Origin of the sequence: Stieleria varia, assembly GCF_038443385.1 — a bacterium.
In the GTDB taxonomy this organism is placed as follows: Bacteria; Planctomycetota; Planctomycetia; order Pirellulales; family Pirellulaceae; genus Stieleria; species Stieleria varia.
Genome location: NZ_CP151726.1, coordinates 4,241,699 through 4,268,390 on the forward strand (window position 1 = coordinate 4,241,699; position 26,692 = coordinate 4,268,390).

The 26,692-nt window shown below is 56.4% G+C and carries 18 protein-coding genes; 8 read left to right on the forward strand and 10 right to left on the reverse strand.

All coding sequences use genetic code 11. From position 1 onward, the window contains the following. A complete protein-coding gene (locus Pla52nx_RS14260) occupies positions 1 to 1,485 on the forward strand; it encodes a DUF1501 domain-containing protein (RefSeq protein WP_146521023.1) in 1,485 nt (494 codons plus the stop codon). A gap of 97 nt (positions 1,486 to 1,582) precedes the next feature. Here Pla52nx_RS14260 and Pla52nx_RS14265 read toward each other — a convergent pair whose 3' ends face one another. From Pla52nx_RS14265 to Pla52nx_RS14275, 3 genes are all read right to left on the reverse strand, one after another. Then, positions 1,583 to 3,196 (reverse strand): SUMF1/EgtB/PvdO family nonheme iron enzyme, encoded by a 1,614-nt coding sequence (locus Pla52nx_RS14265; RefSeq protein ID WP_146521022.1) that lies wholly within the window; start codon positions 3,194 to 3,196, stop codon positions 1,583 to 1,585. Positions 3,197 to 3,386: 190 nt separating this feature from the next. Next, the gene (locus Pla52nx_RS14270) at positions 3,387 to 5,039 is read right to left on the reverse strand and encodes an ExeA family protein (protein WP_146521021.1); all 1,653 of its coding nucleotides are present in this window, start codon (positions 5,037 to 5,039) and stop codon (positions 3,387 to 3,389) included. Positions 5,040 to 5,189: 150 nt separating this feature from the next. Beyond that, the gene (locus tag Pla52nx_RS14275; RefSeq protein ID WP_146521020.1) at positions 5,190 to 5,879 is read right to left on the reverse strand and encodes a hypothetical protein; all 690 of its coding nucleotides are present in this window, start codon (positions 5,877 to 5,879) and stop codon (positions 5,190 to 5,192) included. Positions 5,880 to 5,993: 114 nt separating this feature from the next. Here Pla52nx_RS14275 and Pla52nx_RS14280 point away from each other — a divergent pair, with 114 nt between their 5' ends. Together Pla52nx_RS14280 and ahcY are read left to right on the forward strand one after the other, a co-directional pair. Then, positions 5,994 to 6,698 carry a phosphoribosylanthranilate isomerase gene (locus Pla52nx_RS14280; protein ID WP_197454721.1) on the forward strand — a complete coding sequence of 235 codons (705 nt, stop codon included), beginning with the start codon at positions 5,994 to 5,996 and terminating at the stop codon, positions 6,696 to 6,698. Between the two features lie 241 nt (positions 6,699 to 6,939). Next, complete coding sequence (gene ahcY, locus Pla52nx_RS14285; protein ID WP_146521018.1) at positions 6,940 to 8,286, forward strand: adenosylhomocysteinase; 1,347 nt, start codon at positions 6,940 to 6,942, stop codon at positions 8,284 to 8,286. 289 nt (positions 8,287 to 8,575) lie between these two features. On the opposite strand, the gene Pla52nx_RS14290 is transcribed toward ahcY, so the two are convergent. Both Pla52nx_RS14290 and Pla52nx_RS14295 read right to left on the reverse strand, forming a co-directional pair. Beyond that, positions 8,576 to 10,033, reverse strand: coding sequence for a DUF1501 domain-containing protein (locus Pla52nx_RS14290; RefSeq protein WP_146521017.1), 1,458 nt, complete (start codon positions 10,031 to 10,033; stop codon positions 8,576 to 8,578). 13 nt (positions 10,034 to 10,046) lie between these two features. After that, positions 10,047 to 13,088: a PSD1 and planctomycete cytochrome C domain-containing protein gene (locus Pla52nx_RS14295; protein ID WP_231742093.1), complete on the reverse strand. Its 3,042-nt coding sequence runs from the start codon at positions 13,086 to 13,088 to the stop codon at positions 10,047 to 10,049. Positions 13,089 to 13,316: 228 nt separating this feature from the next. Here Pla52nx_RS14295 and Pla52nx_RS14300 point away from each other — a divergent pair, with 228 nt between their 5' ends. Beyond that, entirely contained in the window at positions 13,317 to 14,087 is a 771-nt protein-coding gene (locus Pla52nx_RS14300) for an exodeoxyribonuclease III (protein ID WP_231742092.1), read from the forward strand. A gap of 258 nt (positions 14,088 to 14,345) precedes the next feature. Here Pla52nx_RS14300 and Pla52nx_RS14305 read toward each other — a convergent pair whose 3' ends face one another. The 3 genes from Pla52nx_RS14305 to gluQRS all read right to left on the reverse strand — a co-directional run bounded on the left by Pla52nx_RS14305 (position 14,346) and on the right by gluQRS (position 19,538). After that, the gene (locus tag Pla52nx_RS14305) at positions 14,346 to 15,740 is read right to left on the reverse strand and encodes a DUF1552 domain-containing protein (protein ID WP_231742091.1); all 1,395 of its coding nucleotides are present in this window, start codon (positions 15,738 to 15,740) and stop codon (positions 14,346 to 14,348) included. Positions 15,741 to 15,876: 136 nt separating this feature from the next. Next, positions 15,877 to 18,408: a DUF1588 domain-containing protein gene (locus Pla52nx_RS14310; RefSeq protein WP_197454719.1), complete on the reverse strand. Its 2,532-nt coding sequence runs from the start codon at positions 18,406 to 18,408 to the stop codon at positions 15,877 to 15,879. A gap of 188 nt (positions 18,409 to 18,596) precedes the next feature. After that, a complete protein-coding gene (gene gluQRS / locus Pla52nx_RS14315; RefSeq protein WP_146521014.1) occupies positions 18,597 to 19,538 on the reverse strand; it encodes a tRNA glutamyl-Q(34) synthetase GluQRS in 942 nt (313 codons plus the stop codon). Between the two features lie 153 nt (positions 19,539 to 19,691). Between gluQRS and Pla52nx_RS14320 the strand changes: the two genes are divergently transcribed. The 3 genes from Pla52nx_RS14320 (at position 19,692) to Pla52nx_RS14330 (ending at position 22,064) form a co-directional block, all read left to right on the forward strand. Continuing rightward, a complete protein-coding gene (locus Pla52nx_RS14320) occupies positions 19,692 to 20,111 on the forward strand; it encodes a bifunctional nuclease family protein (RefSeq protein WP_146521013.1) in 420 nt (139 codons plus the stop codon). A gap of 46 nt (positions 20,112 to 20,157) precedes the next feature. Further along, the gene (gene panC / locus Pla52nx_RS14325; RefSeq protein WP_146521012.1) at positions 20,158 to 21,012 is read left to right on the forward strand and encodes a pantoate--beta-alanine ligase; all 855 of its coding nucleotides are present in this window, start codon (positions 20,158 to 20,160) and stop codon (positions 21,010 to 21,012) included. 80 nt (positions 21,013 to 21,092) lie between these two features. After that, positions 21,093 to 22,064 (forward strand): UDP-glucuronic acid decarboxylase family protein, encoded by a 972-nt coding sequence (locus tag Pla52nx_RS14330; protein WP_146521011.1) that lies wholly within the window; start codon positions 21,093 to 21,095, stop codon positions 22,062 to 22,064. A 10-nt stretch (positions 22,065 to 22,074) separates the two neighbouring features. On the opposite strand, the gene Pla52nx_RS14335 is transcribed toward Pla52nx_RS14330, so the two are convergent. Further along, complete coding sequence (locus Pla52nx_RS14335; protein ID WP_342190404.1) at positions 22,075 to 23,667, reverse strand: ABC transporter permease; 1,593 nt, start codon at positions 23,665 to 23,667, stop codon at positions 22,075 to 22,077. A gap of 20 nt (positions 23,668 to 23,687) precedes the next feature. After that, positions 23,688 to 24,674 (reverse strand): ABC transporter ATP-binding protein, encoded by a 987-nt coding sequence (locus tag Pla52nx_RS14340; RefSeq protein ID WP_231742090.1) that lies wholly within the window; start codon positions 24,672 to 24,674, stop codon positions 23,688 to 23,690. 283 nt (positions 24,675 to 24,957) lie between these two features. Here Pla52nx_RS14340 and Pla52nx_RS14345 point away from each other — a divergent pair, with 283 nt between their 5' ends. Continuing rightward, a complete protein-coding gene (locus Pla52nx_RS14345; protein ID WP_146521008.1) occupies positions 24,958 to 25,521 on the forward strand; it encodes a DUF2141 domain-containing protein in 564 nt (187 codons plus the stop codon). The last annotated feature ends 1,171 nt before the right edge of the window (positions 25,522 to 26,692 follow it).

The window sequence follows — 26,692 nt, forward strand, 5'->3', positions numbered from 1 at the left end:
ATGAATCCGCTACAACAGAACCACCAGCATCTCAATCGACGCCACTTCTTTGGCCGCAGCGCGACCGGGATCGGCACGGCGGCGCTCGCCAGTTTGCTGGCCAAAGATGGCTTCTCTGCCAACACAATTGCCGACACGCCCGTTGCCGAAAAGCCACGATTCGGGGGTTTGCCCGACCTGCCGCACTTTGCCCCCAAAGCGAAGCGGGTCATCTATCTGTTTCAGAACGGAGCACCGACCCACGTCGACTTGTTCGACTGGAAACCGAACCTCAAGAAACTGCACAAAGAGCCCGTTCCGTTGTCGTACATCGGTGACCGCCGATTCAGCACGATGACGGGCAAGGCTGATGGCAAGCTACTGTTGGCACCGATCGAACCGTTTGCCCAACATGGCGAGAGCGGCGCATGGGTCAGCGAATTAATGCCGCACACCGCCAAGATCGCCGACGAGTTGTGTTTTGTCAAAAGCATGCACACCGAGCAAGTCAACCATGCCCCAGCAATCAACTTCATGCTCAGCGGCGGCGAGATGCCCGGCCGACCGACCGCCGGCGCCTGGTTGACTTATGGCCTGGGCAGTGAGACCGATGAGCTGCCATCCTTTGTCGTGATGACCAGCATCACCAAAGACACTTCGTGCGGCCAGATCTTTTACGATTTCTACTGGGGCAGCGGCTTCCTGCCCTCTCGATTTCAAGGCGTCAAGTTTCGCGGCAGCGGCGATCCTGTCTTGTACGTTTCCAACCCGGACGGAATGAGCCGAGAGATGCGGCGTGGGTGGCTGGACGATATCGCGGCGATCAACGAATTGAAACTGCAAGAGTATGGAGACCCCGAGATCGCCACGCGGATTGCTCAATACGAAATGAGTTTCAAGATGCAATCCAGTGTTCCAGAGCTGGCTGATTTGTCCGGCGAGTCCCGCGAGACCCTGGAAATGTACGGACCGGGAGTGCAAGAACCGGGAACCTTTGCCCACAACTGCTTGCTCGCTCGTCGATTGGTCGAGCGCGGCTGCCGGTTTGTCCAACTGATGCACGCCGGCTGGGATCAACACAACAGCTTGACCACCGAACTGTACAAGCAGTGCCGCGACACGGACCAATCCAGTGCGGCGTTGGTGCGAGACCTCAAACAGCGCGGGCTATTGGAAGACACGCTGGTGATTTGGGGCGGTGAGTTCGGACGCACCCCGTTCTTGCAAGGCGACATCAACAATCGAGAGCGTTGGGGACGCGACCATCATCCCTACGCTTACACGTTATGGATGGCCGGCGGCGGTGTCAAACCGGGGATCAGCTATGGCGCGACAGATGACTTGGGAATCAACGTCGTCGAGAACCCGGTGCACGTGCATGATTTCCAGGCGACCTTGTTGCACCTGTTGGGGGTCGACCATGAGCGGTTGACCTACAAATTCCAAGGCCGCCAATTCCGCTTGACCGACGTACACGGCCACGTCGTCAAAGACATCCTCACGTAGGCGAGTCTCTCCGTGACTCGCAAAATACTCGCAAAATCGAGCCGAAGTCTCGATGTTCGCGTCTCGGAGAGACGCGGCTACGTGTTTTACTCAGCCTTCACCTACCGACGACAACGCGGAAGCCCAAGAAGCCTTCCCGGTAGTCCGGTGCGGAGTGAAAGCGACTTGCAGACCTGCAATAACTGGCGTTATAGATCCAGCTACCGCCGCGAACCGCGCGGTACGAGCCAGTCGATGGACCTTGGGGGTCGACGATGCTTCCTACCGGATAGTCGGCCTGCCAATCCGAGCACCATTCCCAAGCATTACCGTGCATATCGTACAGACCAAATGCACTCGCTCGCTTAAGCCCGACCTCATGAGCATACTTTTCTGTTGTTGAGTTGCCATCGCCAACAAGTCCACCCCACCAAGCAAATTCGTTCAAGCTGACAACCACATCTCCAAAACTGAACGTCGTGGTCGTGCCGGCTCGGCATGCATATTCCCATTCGGCTTCCGTCGGTAAGCGGTAAGTCTTACCCTCTCTTGCACTCAATTTCTTGCAAAACTCGACCGCATCCTCCCAGCTCACAAAAGTCGCTGCGACGTTCGACCCCTCTTTGACGTATTCCTGTCCTCTCCAAGGCGTCGTCCCCATCACCGATTCCCACTGTCCCTGAGTCACCTCTGTCGTGCCAATGTAAAAGTCCTTGCTGAGTGTCACGCGATGCTGGGTCTCATCATCGTCTCGGCCTTCTTCGGTTGGGGGCGATCCCATCAGAAAGGTACCTGCGGGAATCAAGTTCAGTGTCATGCCGATGCTGTTGGTGATCGATTTCGCGGTTGCCTCCAATTGTGGCTTCGTCGGATTCATCTGGGCGGGTTGCCGACCGCTGTCAAGTCGTACCAATTCCATTGCTCCCGTGGCGCGTCCCACACGTTCGGGAATCTGCGGTTTACCGATGTTCACTCGTGCCCATTTTTGCACGCTCTTGATCGTGAAATATTCCAACTCGATGAGATCAACGGCCTGGTCTCCATCATCGTCGGCTTCGCCTGCCAAAGCGCGGTTGACGAAGTGAAAGAAGACGCCGCTTTGCAAATCTGGCGATTCAAACGATTGCTGCGAGGCACTGCAGCTGAAAATCGCGACCGTTCCACCGGCGAGAACCGGCGGCACGCGATCAAGAACGGGCTCCAGCTCGATCCGCTTGGTCGTCTTGGCCACCTGTGTCAACGGATCGTCTCGGCAAGCGTCGACCAACAGCAACTTCGTTCGTGCTTTGCAGCGGTTGAGCGAGTCGTAGATCTCGGTCAAGGATATGAGTGTCGATTTGTCTGTCGGCTTGGCGTCCAAGGGACAGAAGTAGTTGACCGGATCGCCCTTGAATTGCAGTCCGTGCCCAGAGAATCCGACGATGATCGAATCGTTGGGACCAAGCTCACTGAGCAACAATTGGAACTCGCGTCGGATCTGATCCGACCGCGGAGATAGGCGAGCTTTTTGAGCCGCCATGCGCTGTGTCATCAGCACGATGTTTTCTTGCGGGACGCCGGATTTGGAGAGAGTGCCCGCCAGCGTGTGAACGTCGTCTTCGGTGTATTTCAGCGCGGTCAGCTCGTTGTGCAGCGAGTAGTCACGCACTCCGACCAAAAACGCGTACTGGTCAGCTTGAACGGGCGAGACCAGGGCGAGCAGCAGTAAGATGATCAGGTTGCGAGTGGTCATCGATACATTTCTGAGTTGTGGCTTGGATGATGAGCCACGGTATGCGGTTCGGAGGACTACAGGAACGGCACGGATATTGTACTCAGAAAGTGAATCGGATTCCGCCGAGTGTTCGATCGACTGACCAGCCACAACATTCCACGTAGGCGAGTCTCTCCGAGACTCGCAAAATCGAGCCGAAGGCTCGACATCACTGGGCTTTTGCGCCGCGCATTTTGGAGAGGATCTCTTGGTAGTCGACCTTCACTCGGGATGCGCCCATGTCGATTCGCGTCGGTTCGCGTTCGGAGGCTTCCAGATCAATTTCTTCGCTGATGATCACGATGTCTCGATCGTCGCGGTAGTGCGGGGACTCTTCCTCGGCCGGTTCGTCGTACCAAACCACCGTGGGTCTCGGTCCAGACTTCGTCGGAGCCTCGTCACTGTTCTCAGTCGCCTTGAATGACTCAGGCTCCATCTCGGCTTCGGCTTGGACCTGGATCGTGTCCGCCGCAAAGCTGCTCAGGCTGACGATCTCGGAGTGCAACATCGATTCGATGCTGTAGGTTTCCGCAGCAGTCGGTTGTGGCGATTGGGTTTCCGATCGAGAGCTGGAAACCGCAGCGACGCTGCCCACATTGATTTGTTCTTCGTCGTCAAAATCACCGAACAAGCGTCCGGTATCGACCGGTTGGCGAGTTTCTCGTAGAGGTTGCGTCGTTGGTTGCGTCAGCGGTTCGTTCAGCTCGATGTCCGCGAACAGCTCGATCGGCAACGGCGCGACGGCACAATCAAAGAACGGTGTTTCAAAATCGATCGGCGTCTCCAACTCACTGACTTCGTTGTACTCAGCGGGTACATTGGTGTCGGACGAACAGACGACTTCTTCTTCGCATGGTGTTGCCGTTTCGCAGACCTCATCGCAGCATTCTTCGCTGGATGATTCAACAACCTGCTGCTGACCGAACGAATCGCCCATGGGTGTGTCGTCCAAGGTTCCGAACTCGATGGTCGAGCTTTCGCCAACCAATCTAGGTTCCTCCATCATCGGGCTGGGCAACTGCTGCAGTTGTGCCCAAGCACGATCGACGACGGAATCGTCGATGAGTTGTTGATTCCCATCAGCCGCACAATCAATGGCTTCGGTCATCATTTGATTGACGAGCCGTGGAACTCCGCTTGCGGCATGATGAATCGCCGCGATCGCTCCGTCGGTGATCGTCCCGTCTGGCTCGGCGCCGCATTGTTCGATCGCGTCGCGAATGTACGTGCGGGTCTCGCCTGCGTTCATCGGATGCAAATAGCATCGAGTCGCGATTCGCTGAGCGAAGCCGTTCATCGATGGGGCCGCAAGCATTTCGTCGAGTTTGACGCCGCCCACAACGATGGCTGTCACACGCGGTTGACCTTCACGCATAATGTTGGTCAACATGCGGATCGACTCCAGCAAATCTTCCGTCAGCGTCTGAGCTTCGTCGATCACCAACAGCAGCCCGCAAGGTTTTCCCATCGGGCCGTTGATCCGCTGTTCCATCATCGACTGAAAATCGTCATCGCGATGGTTTTCCAAGGCAACGCCGAGACGATTGAGCATTTGGCGACGCAGCGTTTTTTCGTCCAGGATGGGTGTTTCGCCCAAGACGACGATGTCGTGCGTTGCTGAGAACCGTTGAGCAATGACGCCGCACAGCAACGATTTTCCGGTTCCGGGAGGACCGATCACTGAGATCAAGGACTCGTGGGCACGAACGCTGCGACTGATCCGTTCCAGTGATTCATTGACGCTGCCGATCGGGACAAAACGGCTCACGCAGGGGAATGCGGGAAAAGGTGGCAGGGTGAAGTCGTTGTCAAAGTTCTTCATCGGAGACAGGTCTCACAACGCGTGGAGTGGTACGGAGACGCCAGGCACGTCAGCCAGGAGGATGCAATCGCCGTAATCGTTACTATCGACACAACCGGCAAAGTACGTGAGCCGGATTTGGGGCAGAAAAATTCAATTCCGCGTCGCCGTTCAAAACACCAACAGAATGCAAGCAAATCCGCCGAGGCTCGCCAGGCTTGCCAAGCTGTACTGTCGGATTCGCACGGCAACTGGTTGTCGGCGTCGCTTGGGCACCGCGGGGATCTTCATCGTCCAGTGTTTGTAGCCCGATGCCATCAGCACGCCGACGAGGAACGCCGCATGAAAAGCGAACTGAGGAAGACTGCGTGGGATGGTTTCACCGAGTTGGACGGCAATTCCGCTGGAGTTTGTGTTCTCACTGGCGAAGGGGGCCGATTGGGTACTCGGCTCAACGATCGGGCTGGAGACGGCCGCGGGCGACAGCGTGGTTTCGCTGACGGCGGCTTCGTAGGAAGCGATCACCACGTCGTCGCTGATGGACGCGGTTGCGGCAACGGTGTCGACCGATCCGTTGGCATCACGCGGGGGATTTGCTCGATAAAAACTATCCAACTCACGCCGCCAAGTCGCAACGGCCACATCAGGGGAGTTTGATTGCAATTCCTTGGCCAGCAGAGCGGTCCCGATCAGCTCCAGCCGCGGGTCATTGGTCGCCAGTGATCGGGTTTCCCAATGGCCAGACGAGGTTTCCAGGTGCACAATCTGACGTGCTGGTGAGCGTGGCCAAAGAGCCAGCGTCAGCACACAGGAGGCTGAAAAAACGAGCAAGAGATCGCGAACAGCGAAACGGTCTTTCATGATGGGCTCCTCGGCGGCGATGGAATCTTTAAGGGTATCGGGTAAGTTGCCGACTTGAGAACAGTTGAAACGGTTTAGAAATTTCCGGTGGTAGCGATTTTTGGCGGAGCGTCTGTGTTCAAAATCAAAATCTGTGGAGTGAAGCTCAAGTCGGACATCGACGCGGTTGGAGAATCGCCTGCCGATGCGATCGGGTTGAACTTCTTTCGCCCCAGCGTCCGCTATGTGGATCCTCTCGAACCGTCCACGTTGGAACTGACTCGCCGCGCGGCCAGCTTGGGGCTGATGCGAGTGGGCGTCTTTGTGAACGAGCCGCTGGAGTCCATCGTGGAGATCGCCCGCGCGGTCGACTTGGACGTGGTCCAACTGCACGGCGATGAGACATTGACGTTCGCCCAGTCACTGCAGGACGCTGGTATTCGCGTGATCCGTGCAATCAAAGTCCCAGTGATAGTGGAGGATCGGACTCAAAACCCGGTCGTGGTTGCGGTGGGAGAATGGGGACACGCGGGTTTCCATTTGCTGTTGGACGCCGATGCGGGGCCACAGCACGGGGGCAGCGGCAAATCGATTGACTGGCAGGCGGTTCATGCTTGGTCAGCCCAAAACCCCGAGATCTCCTGGACGTTGGCTGGTGGTCTGCGAAGCGACAATGTAGCGCAGGCGATCGCGGCCAGTGGTGCCTGCAGCGTGGACACGGCCAGCGGTGTGGAGTCCTCCAGGGGAGTCAAGTCAGCGGAAATGATCCGCCAGTTTGCGGCTGCCGCGGAGGCCGCATTGGCTCAAAACAGGCCAAACGCTGGAAAAAATCTCTTTTGATTCCCCGTTAGGACTGACCAAAAACGCCGGTATGCGTATCATCTAGCCAACGCAACCGTCCTAGTCGGAATCCTTTTCCGGGGCGTTGCGGTGCCTCGAGCACGTGCCTCTCCCCTTTTGGCAGCCTTGCCGAGGTGTGCACGCGTTCGGGGGATTGCGAACCAGCGGGAGTCCTCGTGGTCGGTCCGTAGCCCCTCTCACGCAAATCACTACGTTCCACTTTCAACCTACGGAGTTTGCTGTGTCGCAAGTCGAGACCGATCGATTGCCCTACAAAGTCAAAGACATTTCGTTGGCCGAGTTTGGCCGCAAAGAAATCAATTTGGCCGAAACCGAAATGCCAGGCCTGATGGCTTTGCGCAAGAAATACGGTGAGTCCAAACCGCTCACCGGCGCTCGCATCGCGGGTTGTCTGCACATGACGATCCAGACCGCCGTCTTGATCGAGACGCTGGTCGAGTTGGGCGCGGAAGTCACCTGGAGTAGCTGCAACATTTTCAGCACCCAAGACCACGCTGCAGCCGCGATCGCCGCCGCAGGAATCCCTGTCTATGCTTGGAAAGGCATGACGGAGCAAGAGTTCGATTGGTGCATCGAGCAAACGTTGCACTTCCCCTCGGGCAAGCCGCTGAACATGATCCTGGACGACGGCGGTGACTTGACCGCCATGATTCATGACCGGTTCCCTGAACTGCTGACCGACATCCACGGCATCAGCGAAGAAACCACGGCCGGTATCCACCGCCTGGAAGTTCTCAATCGTAGCGGCAAGCTACAAGTGCCCGCGATCAACGTCAACGATAGCGCGACCAAGAGCAAGTTCGATAACTTGTACGGCTGCCGCGAATCACTCGCAGACGGCGTCAAACGTGCGACCGACATCATGTTGGCCGGCAAAGTCGCCGTGGTGTGTGGTTATGGCGACGTGGGCAAAGGCTGTGCACACAGCCTGCAACGTTACGGTTGCCGCGTCATCGTTACCGAAATCGACCCCATCAACGCCCTGCAAGCGTCGATGGAAGGATTCGAAGTCACGACGATGGAACACGCTTGCAAGGAAGGTCGTTTGTTCGTCACCACGACGGGCAACAAGGACATCATCTTGGGCAAGCACATGGTCGAGATGCCCGAAGACGCCATCCTGTGCAACATCGGTCACTTCGATACCGAGATCGATATCGCTTGGTTGGAAAAGGAAGTGGCGGCTGGACGTGCGACCAAGGACGAGATCAAGCCGGCCGACATCGGTGCGGTCGATCGTTACACCTTCAAGGCAACCGGACGCAGCGTGATCACGTTGGCAAAAGGCCGCTTGGTCAACCTCGGATGTGCGACCGGTCACCCCAGCTTTGTGATGAGCACGTCGTTCACCAACCAAGTGCTTGCCCAATTGGAACTGTGGAACAACCGCGACAACGACACCTACAAGGTGCAAGTCTACTTGTTGCCCAAACGATTGGACGAGGAAGTCGCCCGATTGCACTTGGACGCCCTCGGCGTCAAGCTCACGACGCTGACCCAAGAGCAAGCCGATTACATCGGCGTCCCAGTGGAAGGACCCTACAAGTCCGATCACTACCGATATTAATCGGTCGGCGGAAATAGAAACGAAAGCCGTGTGCGCGAAAGCCACACGGCTTTTTTTGTCGTACGTCAGCCTCTCCACGCTGACATCTGCCGCCGATTCGTTTGACCCGCAGCCGAAGGCGCAGGAGACACCACCAAACGGTTTGCCCCGCAGAGTTCAATGCCGGATCCGCCTACGCCTGTCGGCTACGGGTCAAACAGGCAGTTGCTCCCTTCGTTTGACCCGCAGCCGAAGGCGCAGGAGACACCACCAAACGGCTTGCCCCGCAGATGCGATCCGCGACCTGATGCTAACCAAACAGGTCGTTGATCACTCGCGCGGGCTCGACACCGGTGAGGCGGAAATCCAAGCCCTGGAACTTGTACGTGAACCGTTCATGGTCGATCCCTAGCATGTGCAACATCGTGGCGTGAAAATCGCGAACGTGCACACGATTTTCTACGGCGTTGTACCCAAACTCATCCGTTGCACCATAGTTTGTACCGCCCTTCACGCCGCCACCGGCCATCCACATCGAGAATCCTTTGATGTGGTGGTCTCGTCCACTTCCCTGTGCCATCGGGGTGCGTCCGAATTCGCCTCCCCAGACGATCAAGGTGTCTTGCAACATACCGCGTTGTTTCAGATCGTTGACCAGCGCCGCAGTTCCTTGATCGACCAGCTTTGCCGTGTTTGCCACTCCGGCTTTCACACCCCCGTGGTGATCCCATCCACGGTGATACAACTGAATGAATCGAACTCCACGCTCGGCCAATCGGCGTGCGAGCAAGCAGTTGCTGCCGAAGGAGCCATCGCCGGGCGTGCAGCCGTACATGTCGACAATGTGTTTGGGTTCGTCGGACATGTCGGTCAGCTCGGGCACTGACGCTTGCATGCGGAATGCCATTTCATAGCCTGCCAGCCGCGTTGCGATTTCGGGATCGCGCAACTCTGTGTTTCTCAGCGAGTTGATTCTTGCGACAGCATCGACAACGTCGCGTTGCTGTTCACGGCTGACCCCTTCGGGATTGCCCACGTAATGAACGGGATTACCCGTCGAGTACATCTGGACTCCCTGGTATCGACTGGGCAAGAAACCGGAGTGCCACTGACGCGAGCTGATCGGTTGGCTTTGCCCGCCGCCTTCGCTGGTCAGTACGATGAAACCGGGCAGGTCTTGCGTTTCGCAGCCCAAGCCGTAGAGCACCCAGGAGCCCATCGACGGTCTGCCGCTGATGGCGGTTCCCGTGTTGAAAAATGTGTGAGCCGGGTCGTGATTGATCTGTTCGGTGTGCAGCGAATTGATCACACACATTTCGTCGGCCAATCCACTGATGTGTTCAAAGACACTGGACATGCGCAAGCCGCTTTTGCCGTACGACTTGAACTCGTGTTGTCCTCCCATCACCTTCAACGCCTTGCCCTGCAACTGGGCGATCGGTTGACCTTTCGTGATCGACTCGGGCATCGGCTGTCCATCCAGTTTTGCCAGGGTCGGTTTTTCGTCGAACGTCTCCAGATGGCTCGGGCCGCCCGCCATGCACAAGTGGATCACACGTTTGATTCGTGGCGGATGATGAGGGGCCGGTAAGACGCCGCGGAAACTGCTGATGGCGTCCGCCGGTGCGTTCGCGGATACGTTCGCTGCGTGCAAGTTCGCCGACTGTCGCAGCATCGTACTCAGTGCGATCGCTCCGATACCGGTTTGTCGCAAAAAGGTACGTCTGGCCAGCAGTCGTTCAGCGGATTCGGGGGTGTTGAGGGACATGATTCGATACCGTTTAATAACGTGTGATGGTTTCGTGCAAGTTCAACAAGACGCGAGCGACACCGGTCCAAGCGGCCAGCTCCGCGGGATCGAGCTGCGTTTCCACGACAGCGTCACCGGTGGCGATCAGTTTCTTCGCTGCTTCGATGTCAGCCTGATATTCTTTCAAGTGTTCGTTGAAAAGTTTTTGCAGTTCATCGGAAATCAATTCATCGGGGCCGCGAGAGACGGCCGTCGTGTAGGCCCATTGGATTTTCGCAGGCACATCCGAGCCGCCTTCACGCATGATGCGGGCTGCGAACACCCTGGCGGCTTCGACGAACGTGGGATCGTTCAGCAACACCAGAGCTTGCAAGGGCGTGTTCGAACGGGCTCGCGCCGCCGTGCATTCTTCGCGACTGGGCGCGTCGAACGCTTTCAGCATCGGGTGCAGGAAAGTACGTTGCCAGTGCGTGTAAACCCCGCGTCGATATTGATCGGCACCGTCATCGGCTTGGTAAGTCCTGCGAGGGAAGTTCAACTGTGCGTAGTACCCGGCCGGCTGATACGGATGCGTGCTCGGTCCACCGACGGACTCCGTCAGCAATCCGCTCGTCGCAAGCGCCGCGTCGCGCACCATTTCCGCGTCGATACAGAATCGACCTTGCCGGGCGAAAAGATCGTTGTAGGGATCGACATTCTTCAACTCGGGCGTTGGTGTGGATGAGCGCCGATAGGTTTCGCTCATCACAATCCAGCGCATCAGGGCTTTGATGTCCCAGCCCGACTGCACGAACTCGATCGACAACGCGTCGAGCAAGTCTGGGTAGGACGGATAGGTGCCCTGGCCGCCCAAATCATCGACGCTGGTACACAAGCCACGACCGAACAGCAGACTCCACATTCGATTGGTCATCGTGCGTGCCGTCAGCGGGTTGTCGCTGCGGCAAAGCCAGTCGGCCAAGTCGAGTCGAGTGGCGCGACGTCCGTCGACATTCAAGTCGCCCAGGAACGCTGGTATCGCAGGCTCGACCACGGCTCCGCTATCGTCCAACCAGTTGCCGCGAGGCAAAATACGGATCGTGCGTGGCTCAACAGATTTGCTGACGACCGTCAGTGGTGCAGATTCCTCCACCGATTTTCGATCCGCCTGCAAAGCCGCAAGCTGTTTGCGGTAGGCGACCATCGGCTCTGCGTGGTCCAGATAGTACTGATGCAGCTCGGCTGTCCGTTCCGGTTTGCGGTCCGACGGGGCTACCGCTAGCGTTTCTGCGATGTTCTGAGGCAGTCCGGTCGACGACACCCAGCCGGCTTGATCCCAGTGGACCAAACCGCCGAATTGGGTGAAGGCCATTCCGTTGATTTCTTTGCCGGCGGGCAATCCGATTTCAGCCGGATCGACTTCCAAACGCACCCACTTTCCCAACTCCGGCAGTGGACCCGCACGGTGGTAGCCGTCCCATGATTCGGGCCTGCGTCCATACTCGATGTCATCGCTGCCCCAAACGTATCGATGGTCCCATGAACCGTCGTTGAGTTGGATCATCAGCGCTTTGGGAGGATTCTTGGGGTCTAGGTGTACCCAAGCATAAAACCGCGTGTTCGGCTCAACCTTTGTTGTGGGGTTCGCGCCCTCGAAAAAGTGTTGCACTAGTCCGCCACTTTCCTGGCGACGCGATGATTTACCGCTATGGACGGGGACTTTCTTTCCAGAAACAAATTTCCAATCGCCGTTGCTCTTCCCGCCGGTCTCCTGCGCATCGTCGACCCACGGCATGTCAACTTCTTTGGACTCCACCATTTTTTGACGTGTCAGCGTTTCCCAATCCGCAAGTTTCGCGAGTGCTTGCTCACGGACCTTGGGTTCGTCAGCCTGCAGTTCGGCGATCTGACGATCCAACGCATAGAGCTGCTGTTGCTGTTCGTCGCTGGGAACGCGAATCATCGGTGGTCGCTCACGTGCTCCGTAAACACCGCGTTCCTCCAGGTCGGCGAAGAAAGCGCCGAGCGAGTAAAAGTCTTTGGAGGTGTAAGGATCGTATTTGTGATCGTGACACTGGGCGCACCCGACGGTTGCCCCCATGAAAACTTGGGAGACATTTCGGACGCGATCGGCAAAGTAAATTGCCAAGTATTCCTTCGCCTGCGATCCGCCTTCCTCCGTCGTCTGATTCAGTCGGTTGTACCCCGAGGCGACTCTTTGCTGCAGCGTGGCATCGGGCAACAAGTCTCCGGCGAGTTGTTCACGCACGAATTGATCGTACGGCATGTTTTCGTTGAATGCGTTGATCACGTAGTCTCGGTACGGTGACTGCGAGACGTTTTGATCACCGTGGTATCCGACCGTGTCGGCGTATCGAACCAAGTCCAGCCAATAGATCGCCATGCGTTCGCCGAAGCGCGCCGATCCGAGCAGCCGATCGACGACGCGATGGTAGGCGCCTTCGGATGAGTCATTGATAAACGCGTCGACTTCCTCGGGCGTCGGTGGCATCCCCGTCAAGTCGAACGAGAGCCGACGGATCAAAGTGATGCGGTCGGCGATCGGCGCGGGTGCAATGCCGGACGCTGTGAGTTCTTGTTGGACCGCAGCGTCGATCATCGCCGTGGGATTGCCTTGATGTTCGCTCAACATCGGAGTCAACTGCATGGGCGTGTACGCCCAATGTGGCTCGTACGTGGCTCCTTCGTCGATCCAACGTTTCAGCAGCGATTTCTCCTCGTCAGTGAGCGACTTGTGCGACTCCGGTGGCGGCATGACTTCGTCGGCGTCGTCAGACTCGATACGACGTATGAGTTCGCTTTCACCGGAGTTGTGGGGAGTGAATGCCTTTGCCTCGATCGCTTGATCACGTAGATCCAGACGTAAACCGCCTTCGACAGTCTCGGCATCGGGACCGTGGCAGGCAAAACACTTGTCCGTCAGCACGGCACGAATGTCTCGGTTAAAGCGAATGGTGGGCTCAGCGGCATTGGTGAGCTCGGTGGAGCTGAGCACGAGCGTGAACAGCAACGTTGAGGAAAACGTCAATCGCGTGACGCGGCAGCAGCGTGGCAACATGGGATTCCGACGCATGGAGGGAAACGACAGGTGGGAGGTCGATGGGGTGGACCGGTCGACGGGGCGGGACAGATCGATTGGGCGGAACAGGTCGATTGCCCGCATTGATGGACGCGTTGATCGACACTGGATCTAACGCTAGTTTACACCGGATCGAGACCTGCTTGGATATCAGCCTGAGGATTTACTGGTTCTGGGGTGGGGGGCGGACGGTGTTTAGAAATTGAACGCAAATTTGTGCAAATGACGATGAAGCTTGTTTCATGGAATGTCAACGGAATCCGTGCCGCGATGGACAAGGGATTTCGAGACTATGTGGTAGCCGATCAGCCCGACGTGTTGTGTTTGCAGGAGGTCAAGGCCGAGCGTGAGCAAGTCGACTTGGCTTGGGCCGACGAGCTGGGCTACCACCAGATTTGGAACAGTGCCCAGAAAAAGGGATACAGCGGCACATCGATATGGAGCAAGCAGCCTCCGAAGAGTCATGCGTTGGGCCTGGGAATTGACGAGCATGATCAGGAAGGTCGAGTGATCACGGCGACGTTTGACAATTTTCACCTCGTGACCGTTTACACGCCCAACTCAAAACGTGAGCTGCTGCGGTTGGATTACCGCCAACGCTGGGACGCAGATTTTCTCAGCTATCTGCGAAAACTGAATCGACGCAAACCGGTCGTGTTTTGCGGTGATCTGAATTGTGCCCACAAAGAAATCGATTTGGCAAATCCGAAACAGAACCGCAAGAACGCAGGCTTTACTGACGAAGAACGCCAGGGGATCGACAACGTGGTCAAGTCGGGGTTCGTCGACTCACTGCGTCATTTCGATGACTCACCCGGTCGCTACACCTGGTGGACATACCGCAGCAATGCAAGAGAGAAGAACATCGGCTGGCGTCTGGATTACTTTTGGGTCGCCAAGAAAATGATCGACTCAGTGACTGGAGCAGACATTCGTTGTGACGTCTTTGGCTCGGACCATTGTCCGGTCGAGTTGACACTGGACTTTGGATAGTCGAGTTTGCGGAACGCTAAGCAACGAGCAATCTGTTGCTGACGTAGTGGACGAGGTTACAAGTCCTTGCGCACGGGACTCGTAGCCTCGTCCAATACGAAACTTGTCCCCCTCAAATAATTCCGTATCGGATTTCGCTAGAAATCCCCTGTGACGGGAATTCTGGCGAATCCCACGACCAAGTGCGTCAGCAAATAATCCGTTATGTGGCTCGGGCCCGCTAGCCGATGAATTGCCCGCTAGCCGATGAATTGCCCGCTAGCCGATGAATTGCTCGATCGGTCCACGTTGGTCAACCGTCAATGCGACATCCAGAGCGCCGTAGTGATCGATCGAATTTCCATACGCGTTCAGGATGGTCGTGTACCAATTGCCAAGTGTCTTGTGGCCTTCTGTGTCGTATCCGGGCAAGCGGATGTAGCGACGACGAATGTCCAGACGTGTGTTCTCGCCAGCGAGCACAAGAAACGGCCACTCCGTACCCTTGCTGTGATGCGTTTCACCATTGTTTGGCAGATAGAACAGAACAGTATTGTCGAACATCGTGCCTCCCGCCTCGGGGACACTTTTCAAACGAGTAACGATGCGGTCGATCAACGTCATATGTTGCAGCCGCACCTTTTCGCGGATCTCAGGAGCCTCAACACCAGCAATGGCTTTGCCATGCCCGACATCGTGCAGATTGACACTCTCGCCTTCGATTCCCGGCAATCCCGTGTACCGTGTTCCCAATTCATCAGCGGTGAACGCGACGACATTGGTCATTCCAGAAATCAATGTGGACAACAAGACTTCGACCAATCCGAACTGCCTATCGACGGTGGAAAGATTCTCTGCGAGATACTTGGCGTCGAGTTGCGGGATGTGCTTGCGAATCACTTCACCCATGGCTTCCACGCGACCGTTTCGTAGACGGATGTCGTGCAACGCGTCGGCATAGTTGGCGACCTTGCGATGTTCGATGCCAGCCAGGTGGCTTGCCAGCGAAGCTTCATCTTCTGACAAGAACTGTAAAACCTTGCGTTCCAGTTCATAGCGAACTCGGGCGTCTTGATCGGCGGACACCGATTTGAACAGTTCCTGCAGCGCAATCTTTGGTGATCCGAATGCATAGTTGGGTTGTTGCGGGCCGCGAGCCGAGAAGCCTTTCTCGATTCCGTTGATATTCCCTCGCGAGTTGCCACCTTCACTGGGAAAGCAAGCCAGTTCGATATGGTGAAAAGGAGATGGAAAAAGGTCTGCGAGTTCAAAGTCCACGGTTGCCCATTGGATGGAACTGAGGCGTTCGTTTGCTTTGTAGGCTCCGAGTGACGAACACCAAGTGTGATGCCCGGTCGTGCACATTTTGCCTGACAAGCCTTGGAGGATCGTCAGATTTTGTTTGTGCTCCGCGATCGGGCTCATCCACTCAGGCAATTCATGCTCGTCGAGATCGGCGACGAAAGCGTCCTTGCGCTGCTCCGCCTCCAATTGCTTGGAGTTGAACGTCGGGGGGACCAACGAACCGGGCAGCAGTCCGTTGCCTTTGTGCATGAAGATGAAGCGTTTGGGTGGCACAACTGAATTGCCGTCCGCCAGCAACGTTTGCGACGCGAGGCTGAGCGCTCCGATTCCGGCCAATGATTGAGAAAGGAATGCTCGTCGATTGTTCATCATGTGTTTCATTGGATAGGTGAGCGACGCTTGGCAGGTGCGGTGTGTTCGATGGCGTAGTGGATTTCGCCAGAAATCCTTTTTGAAGGGGAGTATTCTTGTGGGGAATTCTGGCGAATCCCATTACGAGGTTTGTTCAGCGGGTGTCTTTACGGTACATGAATGAATCAGAGGTCAGTAGCGAAACGATGACTGCTTGAAAGCTGCCGCCGCTTTCGACGTACGCACGATCGGCGTCGATCAGCGTTTGTGAATCGGAAAGCATTTCGTTGCGTCCCATAAAATAGCGGAAAGCGTGGCGGATGATCGATTGTCGAACTCGTTCGGATTTCGCCAACCTGTCGATCAAGTCGAATGCATCGGCAACTTCGCCGTCGATGTTCGGATCGCCGGTTCCATCGAGTATCCCGGTCGCATCGACGGGCTTTGTTTTGTGCAAATCCGCCGTCGTTTTCCCATTGCCCCGCTGGAGCAGATTGTCGGGATGTTCGAGACTTTCATTGGTTCGGTAGCGGCCAAAATCATCAAATATCTCAAAGGGCAAACCGAGGGGATTCATTTGCTGGTGGCATTTCCAGCATTCTTCCGTTCTGGTCACGGAATCGAGTCGCTCTCGCAGGGTGCGGTGGTGATCCTCGGGGATTTGAGCGTCAACGGTAATGGGCACGTCTGGCACCCGACCTGCCAACAGTTTTTCTCGGATCCAACGACCTCTGCGAACCGGGTCCGTTTCTGTGTTTTGCGAATGGGCCAGTAACCAAGCCGGGTGCGTCAAGATTCCTTTGCGATAGGGAACCGCGAAAGGCTGGACGACCGGATAGTCCCATGTTTCGACTTCTTCGTACTTGCCACGAGACCAACGGCCCTGATAGTCCAACGGACCGGCACCTGGAACGGGAGGCAAGTTATAGATTTCTGAATGCCGAAATTTTTGGCCACCGTGAAAGAACCAAGGAAAGGTGATCGGCGTCCGCCCTTTACCAAAGGTGTGCTCAAAGAAAAGCATGAACCTTTCAAAGTCTCTGATATGGTGCTTTCGGCGGTCCTCCCGAAGATCCGTGACGCGGATGATCGCAAAGAGTTCTTTGTGTCGTTCAAAGTTGTCTAGGAGAGCTTGCTCTGTGTTGTCGCGCCAGTCAGTGTCTTTGAGTCCCTCGTAGACGCGTCGCCACTCCGCAACGATCTTTTGGCCTTCCTCGTTGCTCTTGGTGTGGAGGACAAAGAACTCGTTGGTGGTCAACAATCTGGCAAAGACGTCTTGGTCGTCTTGTAGAATCAAGTCGACCACTCGATCCGCTTCATTGGTGACGGAGCCCGCGGTGCCGCTGTAGTCGCGACCGGCATTGTCATAGAACCCTCCGCTTCTCGCGACGTCCTTGAACAGTTTGATGCTGTTTGGGTAACCAAAGAACTCACGAAAGAATCGATTGATTTTCGGATGCGTGACCGAATGCGAGCGGATGTGGATGCCGTTGAGTGCCGAATCTCCTTCGGCGAAAAAGGTCTGCTTGTCGTTGAGCAGGCGTGTCACCTCTCGGCGATAGTCTTCCTTTGTCGTCAGTTGCCCCTGTTTAGCGGCGTTGACCAATTGTTCATCGGGGACACGGTCATCAATGGCGTACGCGATCGCATAGCAGGCTTCGCGTGGAGAAAGCTTTCGTCTGCCGAACGGGTCACAGTCTCCCTCTCCGAACTCCTGACGATACAAAAACTCGGATTTCAACAGCACGCTGACGAGCATTTGTTGCAGGCCTTCCTCGTTGCCGCCCAACTCGATCGACGATCGAAGCAACGGGAGATACTGTTCGATCTCTTCTGTCGTGGCGTCTCGCTGTAGCACGCAATCGAACTGAGCGTGGATGGCCGCGATCATTTCATCATCGCTAGGGGATGCGGCCTTTTTGACGACCGTCACAAAAGCGTCTGGCGGATTGGTCGGGTACCAACGGTCTTTGGGGTTGGGGAATTCCAGCGTGCGAGAGTTTTCGCCGTGATGCAGTGCGCCGAAAATCTGTTTCTGAGAGATCCATTGCGCATTATTCATCATCACGAGCAAATGTCCGCCGTCGAGCGCGGCAGTGTCGTAGTAGCGCACGCCCGATTGATCGGGCAGAACGATTGGATTGGTCACGCCATAGAAGCTTCGCTGCCGCTGCCGACCGGTAAGCTTGAATACGGCATTGACGCGTTCGTGAAAAATCTGCGGACTGACGAGCCAGCGTCGAGCGGGCGTGAACGGTTTGTCTTGAATGTCTCCCGAGAATAACTTGTCGTGGTCGACAAAGTTTCCGTAGGCCGGTTCCCGCAGTTTTTCATCTAATTTCGAAGCGTTCCTGGCCCGCAGTGTGTTGCGAAGCCAACTGACAAGCTGATCGCGGTCGGCGATGCTGAGCGACTCGGCGTCTGGCGGTGGCATCAGCCCAAAGAACAGTTGGTCTTGAACTCGGTTCAGGAGTTCCAATTTCGCATCCGACGAGAGCGAATCGAAATGGTCCAAACGCAGTTCCGCTTCCGCCGAATCACCTTCGTGACAATCCATGCAATGCGATGACACGATCGCTCGCACGTTGTCTGGAAAACGCAGTGGCGTGGCGTCGTCTGCCGTGGCATCAGCGTTCAACGCAAGGAGACCTGCTAACGAGACCAACGTTGGCAGGACCATTGCCATCGCGAATACCCAGCGGAGCCTGGAGTTGCAGCGGTGAGACAATCGAAAGCTCCGGCAAATCAGAATGATCGGGTGGGACGTGGCGGGATGTTGCATTCTAGTCCGAATTTTCCATCAGCCGCAGCGTGATAAACACCGTAATGGATTTCGCCAGAAATCCCCTGCGAAAGGAATTCTGGCGAATCCCATTACGGGGTGGAGGGTGGGGCGAACTCCGTATCGTCGACCACGACGGGGTTGCGATTCAGTTGCTGCCAGCCGAATGAACTGATCAGTTCAGTTGCAGTGACCGGTCCGCGAGTATCGATCAGGCCTGCGCTGTTCGCCGCCCAGCCGACGATTCTTTCCGGTGCGACTCCTCTTTCGCGAAAGTGACTCAGTCGCGTGTCGCCGTGTCTCTTTGCCAACCGTCGTCCATCCGGCCCGGTGACGAGCGGGACGTGCGCATAGCTGGGAACTTCGTAGCCCAATGCGTTGATCAAATCCAATTGGCGAAACGTGCTGGCGACCAAGTCGTCACCTCGAACGATCTCCGTCACCACTTGGTCTGCATCGTCAACAACCACAGCGAGTTGATAGGATGGGCTGCCTGTTTTCTGAGTGACGGGAAAGTCGCCCAGTGTTTGCGCGGGATTGCAGGATTGCCGACCAAGCACCAGGTCGTCGAACTCGATCGTCGCATCGCGGGCTCGAAATCGCCAACAGAAGGAACCCTCAGGCGGCAAAGTGTCGCCGGACTGCCAGTGAGAACAGGTCCCCGGATAGACAGGACCTTCGCCGCGAAAAGTGCTTTCGTGAGGCGCAGACGCGGCTTCTGCGATGTCTTTTCGCGAACAAGTACACGGATAGACGCTGTTGTTCGCGATCAGTTGGTCCAGCGCAGTGTGGTACAAGTCCAAACGCTCGGTCTGCACGATGGGTTCCCCATCCCAGTCAATCCCCAGCCATTGCAAGTCATCGATCGCTTGCTGAGCCGCCCATGGTTTGACCCTGGGTGAATCGACATCTTCGATCCGAAGCCGCAGCGAACCACCCGAGCGGCGGACGGACCAGTAAGCCAGCAGGAACGTTCTCGCGTTTCCCAGATGTTGCGCTCCTGTGGGTGATGGCGCGAGTCGGCCCGTTATCATGTCTCTTGGTTCCCTGGACTTCCGTACTCCATCAAGTGTAGCGGATCCGCGGCCTACGTTGTCACGACTCCGGCCAATGGGATAAACTGTAGGCAGTGTTCTTGGAGAGCACTGAAGTGGCTTGTGGTCGATTTCTCAATCACTGACGTGTCCATGCCTGTCGAAATGCATTTGGCTCGGATCATCATTTCTGAGCTTACTGAGAATCAACTGATTTACTTAAAGGAAGTCGACGGAGAGCGAGAGTTCCCGATCTTGATCGGAATCTTTGAAGCGACCAACATCGATCGACGCGTCAAAGAGGTCGACTACTCACCACCGCGACCACTGACGCATGATCTGGTCGTGCGAGTCGCGGAGTCACTCGGCGCGATCATCGAAAGTGTGATCATCAGTGACCTTAGCGATCAGACTTACTATGCGTTGTTGCGTCTGCGTGACGAGAATGACGAGCTGATCGAAATCGATTGTCGGCCCAGTGATGCGATCGCGGTCGCGGTGACGTTTTCGCCCCAGTTGCCGATCTTCGTCGCCGAGCACGTGCTGGACGAAGCGACTTCGACGCCCTTTTGATGATCCCACCGGATAATCCACCAGGACAGCCTGCGGGCGGCATGACATGGAACGTTTGACGACGCCTGAGCAGGCGTACCAATTCGTGATGCAGCGGCGGATGCGAGGCGAAACCGTCGGCCTCGTTCCGACAATGGGGGCCTTGCACGAAGGTCACTTGTCGTTGGTGAAGCTGAGCCGCCAGACTTGTGATCACACCGTCGCCACCATCTTTGTCAATCCGACCCAGTTCGCGCCGACGGAGGATCTGTCGAAATATCCACGGACTCTGCAGCAAGACTGCGACTCACTGGAACGCATGGGTACCGATGCGGTGTTCCTGCCGGCCAACGAAACGATGTATCCGGATGGATTCAGCACGATGGTCGGTGTCCCGGAAGTCGGCAAGACGCTGGAAGGTGTCTGTCGTCCGACTCATTTCCAAGGTGTCACGACGATCGTCCTGAAATTGTTCAACCTCTTGCCGGCAACCCATGCCGTCTTTGGCAGCAAAGACTACCAGCAACTGCGAGTGATCGAAGCCATGGTGCGGGACCTGAATGTTCCCATCGAAATCGTCCCAGGCAAGACGGTGCGTGAGCCCGACGGTCTGGCCATGAGTAGTCGAAATCGCTATCTCTCCGAAGGCGATCGTCGGCGCGCGTTGCTGTTGTCCGCTGCACTCAATCGCGCCAGCGAAATGACTCAAGACGGCGTGTCCAGCGTTTCGGACTTGGAATCCGAAATGCGGCGCGTGCTACTTGGATCGGCGGAAACCGCCGGCGTGGACAAGATCGACTATGCAACCGTTGTGGATGCGAGGACGCTTTGCCCCATCGATCAGCTTCGTTCGCCGGCGATTGCTTTGATTGCGGCTTACGTCGGTCAAACGCGATTGATCGACAATCGCATCCTGTTGTAAAAACCGGTGATGTTGCAACGACCTACGCGTCGTTTCGGCCGAGCCAACTGGAATTCACCTCTCAATAGAACAACCGATTCATGATTCGACGCATTTTGGTCACCGGTGGAGCCGGTTTCTTGGGCTCGCACCTTTGCGAACGCTTGGTCGACGACGGGCACGATGTTATCTGCCTGGACAACTTTTTCACCAGCCAAAAAACCAACGTCGCGCATCTGTTGGATCGACCGAATTTTGAACTGATTCGGCACGACATCACGTTGCCGATCTATTTGGAAGTCGACCAGGTCTACAACATGGCTTGTCCGGCAGCACCCGGGCATTATCAGTACAACCCGATCAAGACGATCAAGACCAGCGTGTTGGGCTCCATCAACATGCTGGGCGTCGCCAAGCGTTGCGGGGCCAGGATCCTGCAAGCGAGTACCAGCGAAGTCTACGGGGATCCTGAAGTGCACCCGCAGGTGGAAAGCTATCGAGGCAGCGTCAATCCGATCGGTATTCGTGCCTGTTATGACGAAGGAAAGCGGGTGGCGGAGACGTTGTTCATGGACTATCACCGCAGCAACAACGTGGACGTTCGCATCGTTCGGATTTTCAACACCTACGGACCTAGAATGCATCCGTACGATGGTCGCGTCGTGTCGACGTTCATTCGCCAAGCACTCGCTGGTGAGAACATCACGATCTTTGGCGACGGTTCGCAGACGCGTTCGTTCTGCTACCGAGACGATTTGGTGGATGTCATCATCCGGATGATGAACAACGAAGATGGCTTCGTCGGTCCCGTGAATATCGGAAACCCAGTCGAGTTCACGATCCGAGAACTTGCCGAACAGGTCATCCAGATCTGTGGATCGGGCAGCAAGCTCGTCGAGCGACCGTTGCCGTCCGATGATCCGACACGACGTCGTCCCGACATCAGTCTGGCCAAAGAAAAACTTGGTTGGGAGCCAAAGGTGCCGTTGGCTGTCGGCTTGCAGCAAACCATCGATTGGTTTCGGACCATCAACGTCTCGGACTACCGTCCGCCCACACCGAATTTTACGTGAGCTGCATCCATCAATCACGCTGCCAGCGAATGGCCAGCAGTCGGGCGATGACCAGGAATGCGACACCGCACAATGTCAGAACGACGAGCTGAGGCCACAGCGTGCTGACCGGCAACTCTCGCCAGAATACTTTGTCGTACCCATCCAGTGCCCACGCATTGAATGTCCAAAGTCCGACGTCTCGCATCTGCTGGCTCATCACATAACGGGGCACCATCGAACCGCCCAATGCGCTCATGGTCAGAATCAAGATCACGGACAGACCGTTGAGCTGACCGCGTGTCTTGCACAGCGTGGCCAGCATCAGTCCGAAGGCGGCCGCGGCGAACGAAGTCACGGTGGTCATCATCAAAAATCCGTCCCAATGGCCGATCACGTTGACGCCAAAGACGAGTTGCCCCCAGGCGAACATCACAGAGACTTGGACGATCCCCAGCAGAGTCAGATAAAACCATTTGCCCAGGATCAGTTGGTCCATGGTCAATTGAGTCGACAACAAACGATCCAAAGTCTGGTTCTCGCGTTCCTCCAACAACGCCCCACCGCCACTGGTCGACCCGAACAGCAGGAACATCACGGCGATTCCGGCGGCATACATGCTGACGACCGGGTTGGACTTTTGGTCGCCGATGACATCGACAATCTCAACGGGCGATTGAGAAAGCAGATCCGTGTCACCGGTGAACTGGCTGCCGGGGCCGGTGCTTATTTCCGGTCGCCCGATGTCATCAATAGCACCACCCTCGGCGGGTGCGTTGTAGGAAGCGGGTGCGATGTCACCCAATGGTGTTGAGTTGCCCGTACGTGTTGAGTTGGATGTCAGTTCCGTCGGCCGCAATGATTGCCAAGGGCGCTCGGTGTCTGTTTCCGGAGACGGATTTTCGGGGGAATCCTCCGTCGGCTGGCGGATCGGCTCGGAAGTCGGATTGCCACGCTGCTGCAACGTGGTGCTCGGACGCATCGGCGACACGTTGGTCGGAGTGGCTTGCAGAGGCCGTGGCGGAGTGGGCGACGATTCTTCGGTGTCACGCGGCTCGGTGTCGCGAGGCTGACTTTCTTGCGGCTCGGCGGTCGGGTTGGCAGCTTGGTCGGATGTTGGCAGTTGCGAAAAATCGATGGCGGGCATCGACTGCAGCGCCATTTCCTCATCTCGTTGCAGCGCCGCCATACGATGCTTTGCTTGAGTCATCATCAGGGATCGCCCCACCAACGCCGAGACAACTTGTCCGGCCACTTGATCGGATGCATCCGTCAGCAGTTGAGCGGTGATGGGTTGCTGATCACTGTCTTTGCTTTGTAAAACAATCGCCAGTGTCACGCTGCCGCTGCGGACCAATCGCTCGGCTTGAGCGCGGGTGAGTTTTTGTCCCGAGTCGGCTCGCATGACACGTAGGCCATCGTTTTCTCGCAACGATTGAGACAGCTCGGTGCTAGTCGACGTGTTGGACTCGTCCACCACGACGACTTTGATGCGTGGTGTCGATCCGCTGCCGATGCCTTTGCCAAAAATCAATGCAAAGACGCTAAAGAAAGCGATGGGGACGACGAAGGCGAGCAGCAACTCGACTCGATTGTGCAGCAGCCGGCGAAGGCTGATCATCATGACAGTACGTATCATCTGGCTCAGTCTCGCAGCTCGTTGCCGGTCAGATGCAGAAACACGTGATGCAGCGTCGGAGAGTGAATCTCCAAATCGGTAACTTCGTATCCATGGCTGCGTACGGCGTCGATCAGAGGAGCGAGTTGTAACGCGATGTCTTCGATCCGCGTATCGAACGCCCGTTCGCCGGTTTTGCCAACGCGACCTGCGCGCGTGCCCCAGATCGGCAACGGTTCTGTGATCGGTTCACTGAGTTTGACCCGGACCATTCGTGAGCTGCCCAGGGTTTGATCGATCAGGTACTCCAAATCACCGTCAGCGATCACCTCTCCTTTGTCAACGATCACGATCCGGTCGGTGCTCTGCTGGGCTTCATCCAAATGGTGTGTCGTCAAAAGTATCGCGGTTCCGTTTTCGTTCAACTCGTCCAGCATGGTAAAGATGCGTTGACGGCTTTGGGGGTCCACGCCGACGGTGGGTTCATCCAACAGGATGATGTTGGGTTGGTGCAGGACGCCGCATGCCAAGTTGATTCGGCGTTTCATGCCCCCCGAAAAGCTGCCGACCAATTCGCGAGATCGAGTCTCCAAGCCAGTCCATTGCAACGCCCACTTCACTCGATCCTGGAGGTTGCGTCCCCGCAGTCCATGAAATCGCCCGAATGCGGCTAGGTTTTCGCGAGCGGTGAGGTCGGCATAGAGCGCCAGATCTTGAGGGACGAACCCGAGCGAGTTGCGTGCTTCAGGGCTTTCAATGGGTTCGCCCAGCAATTTGATCGAGCCGCTGGTCGGTTTGGTTCTCCCCGCGATCATGCGAATCAGGGTGGTTTTACCGGCACCGTTTGGTCCCAACAACGCCAACCTTTCGCCTTGCGCGAGCGTGAAACTGACGCCGCGAACCGCTTCGGTCGAACCGAACGATTTGTGCAGATCGTTGATTTGCAGTGCGGGGTGGCTGGAGCGAATCAAGTCGGTGGGTCCAATGGTATTCGCGGCATTCTCGGTTAGCATTGTTGCAACGGGGACATTGTGGCAAAAAGGCATGCTCTGAGTCACGACGAACCCGTCAGGATTCCCTGCGGATTCCGGGCGGATTGGGCAAGTTGGTCCGGAATGCTGGTTTGGCGCACTGAGTTGAAACGCAGTGGGATTTCGGAGAACATTGGTTTTTAAGACTGGTTTTCACTGGTTTGGGCTGCGCAGCACGCTTTTGCCACTCAAAATCAGCGTCCAACTCGGTGCTTACTGCTATTCTTTTTGCCTCGTTCGCCCCCTATCGCTGCCCTGAGCCCTCATGAGCGACCTCGACGACTCTCCGCCGGAAATCCAGACGCCGACACTGTGGCAGCAGAATCACGGCAATTTTCTGTTGTTCTGGGTGATTGCAATCACCCTGGTCGGGTTCATCGTTCTGTATGCACGACCCGACTTGCCCGTCGAGCCGCCCGTTGATTCGACCGTGGAGTTGTTGGAGGCCAGCGACGTGGGGCCATCGTTGGTTGTCCGAGTCACGGGCAAAGAGGACATGCCACCGGGGGAGGTCAAGATCGCGATTTACGACTCTGCGGAGGCGTTTCGAGACCCGTCCAAAGCCTATTTGAAACATTCGGTCCCGCACGAAAACGGAATCGCCGTCTGGCTGATACCGACGGAAGAGCTGCCATCGAGCTTTGGCGTTGCTGCGTACATGGATAGCGACGGTGATGGCGAGTTGACCAAGAACCAACTCGGGATGCCGCTTGAGCCGTTCGGATTCTCACGCAATGCGCGAGGGCTGTTCGGGTCGCCACCAGAGTTTGGCGACACGATCTTGAATCGCCCAAGTGAGACATCGCAAATCGAAGTCTTGTTGCGCTGAACGATCCAGCCAACTGGGCTGTTCAAAATTTGGCTTTGTGGCACTGTGACGCACCGCAAGTTTCTGTCACCTCTCCCGGCGCAGGAGACTGCTGATTGAATCGTTTTTCGTTATCACTGTGAGCCGATGGCGCTAGCCACGGGCCTCGAAGGGTTGGGACAGCACCATTAGGCCCGCGGCTAGCGCCTTGCGGCTCACTAAATCAGCAGTCTCCGCAGCTGGGGGAGGTCGGATCGAGCGAAGCAAGATCCGGGAGGGGGCCTACGCTGGGCTGTTCAAAGTTTGGTGTTGACATTGTTTTTTCAGTTCATGATTTTGTTCCATGCATCGCAATCAAAGTGAGCCTCAGGCGCTAGCCGTGGGCCGGCACCACAATCCGCCTCAGGTCCACGGCTAGCGCCTGAGGCTCACTGGGGTTACCAGCTGCGCCGGCAGTAGGGACATAAACTTGCGCAAACTCAAAACGACCCAACGCCAAATTTTGCCAGCCCACCACTAGCCCGGATTATTCACAACCCGACGCGTCAGCGAGGGATACTCGGTAAATCCCTCGCTTACGCGGCGGGTGATGGAAAAGCGAAGCACTAGTGCATCGTCCAGTCTTAGAGCGTGGGTTTGGTAGATGAGCCGTTTTGGCGTTAGCCACGGTTTTCTTAGAACGTGGGTTCGGTAGATGAGCCGTTTTGGCGTTAGCCACGGTTTTCTTAGAACGTGGGTTCAGTAGATGAGCCGTTTTGGCGTTAGCCACGGTTTTCTTAGAACGTGGGTTCGGTAGATGAGCCGTTTTGGCGTTAGCCACGGTTTTCTTAGAACGTGGGTTCAGTAGATGAGCCGTTTTGGCGTTAGCCACGGTTTTCTTAGAGCGTGGGTTCGGTAGATGAGCCGTTTTGGCGTTAGCCACGGTTTTCTTAGAACGTGGGTTCGGTAGATGAGCCGTTTTGGCGTTAGCCACGGTTTTCATAGAGCGTGGGTTCGGTAGATGAGCCGTTTTGGCGTTAGCCACGGTTTTCTTAGAACGTGGGTTCGGTAGATGTGCCGTTTTGGCGTTAGCCACGGTTTTCTTAAAACGTGGGTTCGATAGATGAGCCGTTTTGGCGTTAGCCACGGTTTTCGTGACACAACCGTGGCTATCGCCAAAACGGCTAACCCCAAAATCAAGACCGGACGATGC